Below are 2,887 nucleotides of genomic sequence, written 5' to 3'. Positions count from 1 at the left end.
AAGATTGTCCGGCGGCGTCCTACTCTCCCACACCCTCACGAGTGCAGTACCATCGGCGCTGGAGGGCTTAGCTTCCGGGTTCGGAATGTAACCGGGCGTTTCCCCTCCGCCATGACCGCCGTAACTCTATGAACATATCAAACAACCCCGGCACAACGTCACGGGTGTTCGCTTGTTCAGAGTTGCACAGTGGACGCGTAGCAGCTTAGTAGTCAAGTCCTCGGCCTATTAGTACCGGTCAACTGAACCCGTTACCGGGCTTACATTTCCGGCCTATCAACCCAGTCGTCTAGCTGGGGGCCTTACCCCACCAAGGTGGGTGGGATACCTCATCTTGAAGCAGGCTTCCCGCTTAGATGCTTTCAGCGGTTATCCCTTCCGAACGTAGCTAACCAGCCGTGCCCTTGGCAGGACAACTGGCACACCAGAGGTTCGTCCGTCCCGGTCCTCTCGTACTAGGGACAGCCCTTCTCAAGTATCCTACGCGCACGGCGGATAGGGACCGAACTGTCTCACGACGTTCTAAACCCAGCTCGCGTACCGCTTTAATGGGCGAACAGCCCAACCCTTGGGACCTGCTACAGCCCCAGGATGCGACGAGCCGACATCGAGGTGCCAAACCATCCCGTCGATATGGACTCTTGGGGAAGATCAGCCTGTTATCCCCGGGGTACCTTTTATCCGTTGAGCGACACCGCTTCCACTCGCAAGTGCCGGATCACTAGTCCCGACTTTCGTCCCTGCTCGACCTGTCAGTCTCACAGTCAAGCTCCCTTGTGTACTTGCACTCAACACCTGATTGCCAACCAGGCTGAGGGAACCTTTGGGCGCCTCCGTTACCTTTTAGGAGGCAACCGCCCCAGTTAAACTACCCACCAGACACTGTCCCTGAACCGGATAACGGTCCGAAGTTAGATACCCAAATCAACCAGAGTGGTATTTCAAGATTGCCTCCACCCATACTGGCGTATGGACTTCACCGGCTCCCACCTATCCTACACAAGCTAATTCGAGTACCAATGTCAAGCTATAGTAAAGGTCCCGGGGTCTTTCCGTCCTGCCGCGCGTAACGAGCATCTTTACTCGTACTGCAATTTCGCCGGGCCTGTGGTTGAGACAGTGGGGAAGTCGTTACGCCATTCGTGCAGGTCGGAACTTACCCGACAAGGAATTTCGCTACCTTAGGATGGTTATAGTTACCACCGCCGTTTACTGGCGCTTAAGTTCTCCGCTTCGCCCCCGAAAGAGCTAACAGGTCCCCTTAACGTTCCAGCACCGGGCAGGCGTCAGTCCATATACATCGAATTACTTCTTCGCATGGACCTGTGTTTTTAGTAAACAGTCGCTTCCCCCTGCTCTCTGCGGCCATACAACGCTCCACCCGCGCGGGGCTTCACGTCTCCGGCCCCCCTTCTCCCTAAGTTACGGGGGCAATTTGCCGAGTTCCTTAACCACAGTTCGCCCGATCGCCTCGGTATTCTCTACCTGACCACCTGTGTCGGTTTGGGGTACGGGCCGCTAAGAACTCGCTAGAGGCTTTTCTCGGCAGCATAGGATCACTGACTTCACCTGAATCGGCTCGGCATCACGTCTCAGCCTATGTGTGTTGCGGATTTGCCTACAACACGGCCTACACGCTTACCCCGGCACAACCACCGGCCGGGCTCAGCTACCTTCCTGCGTCACCCCATCGCTTGACTACTACCCATCAGGTTCCCACGCTCCCCATCCTCAACCCGAAGGTCTCAGATGGTTCGGGTGGTTAGCACAACGAGGTTCATCAGGGACGCTCTTTCGCGGGTACGGGAATATCAACCCGTTGTCCATCGACTACGCCTCTCGGCCTCGCCTTAGGTCCCGACTCACCCAGGGCGGATTAGCCTGGCCCTGGAACCCTTGGTCATCCGGCGGAAGGGTTTCTCACCCTTCTTTCGCTACTCATGCCTGCATTCTCACTCGTGCCGCGTCCACAACTGGGTCACCCCGCTGCTTCACTCGCGGCACGACGCTCCCCTACCCATCCACACACCTGCACAAGGAATCACGTCCAAGCGAGGTTAAAATGTGAATGCCACAGCTTCGGCGGTGTGCTTGAGCCCCGCTACATTGTCGGCGCGGAACCACTTGACCAGTGAGCTATTACGCACTCTTTAAAGGGTGGCTGCTTCTAAGCCAACCTCCTGGTTGTCTATGCGACCCCACATCCTTTTCCACTTAGCACACGCTTAGGGGCCTTAGCTGGTGATCTGGGCTGTTTCCCTCTCGACTACGAAGCTTATCCCCCGCAGTCTCACTGCCGCGCTCTCACTTACCGGCATTCGGAGTTTGGCTGATTTCGGTAAGCTTGTGGGCCCCCTAGACCATCCAGTGCTCTACCTCCGGCAAGAAACACGCGACGCTGCACCTAAATGCATTTCGGGGAGAACCAGCTATCACGGAGTTTGATTGGCCTTTCACCCCTAACCACAGGTCATCCCCCAATTTTTCAACATTGGTGGGTTCGGCCCTCCACGCGGTCTTACCCGCGCTTCAGCCTGCCCATGGCTAGATCACTCCGCTTCGGGTCTAGGACACGCGACTGAATCGCCCTATTCAGACTCGCTTTCGCTACGGCTCCCCCACACGGGTTAACCTCGCCACATGCCACTAACTCGCAGGCTCATTCTTCAAAAGGCACGCCGTCACCCCGCAAGGCTCCGACGGATTGTAGGCGAACGGTTTCAGGTACTATTTCACTCCCCTCCCGGGGTACTTTTCACCATTCCCTCACGGTACTTGTCCGCTATCGGTCACCAGGAAGTATTTAGGCTTACCAGGTGGTCCTGGCAGATTCACGGCAGATTTCAGGGGTCCGCCGCTACTCGGGAACACCCACAGAAGGTCAGCA

General features: G+C 56.7%; 2 rRNA genes (1 of these 2 only partly in view). Both read right to left on the bottom strand.

Features of this window, described 5'->3' with window-relative positions:
* Positions 1 to 6: 6 nt before the first annotated feature.
* Positions 7 to 123 (bottom strand): 5S ribosomal RNA (rrf, locus tag KBX71_RS33355).
* Positions 124 to 208: 85 nt separating this feature from the next.
* Positions 209 to 2,887: ribosomal RNA gene (locus KBX71_RS33350) — 23S ribosomal RNA — on the bottom strand (it continues 433 nt past the right edge of the window).

This window comes from Micromonospora sp. D93 (genome assembly GCF_018070365.1).
Lineage (GTDB): Bacteria > Actinomycetota > Actinomycetes > Mycobacteriales > Micromonosporaceae > Micromonospora > Micromonospora ureilytica.
Note: the sequence above shows the minus strand (reverse complement) of the source record. Positions and strands in the feature narration are given on the sequence as shown.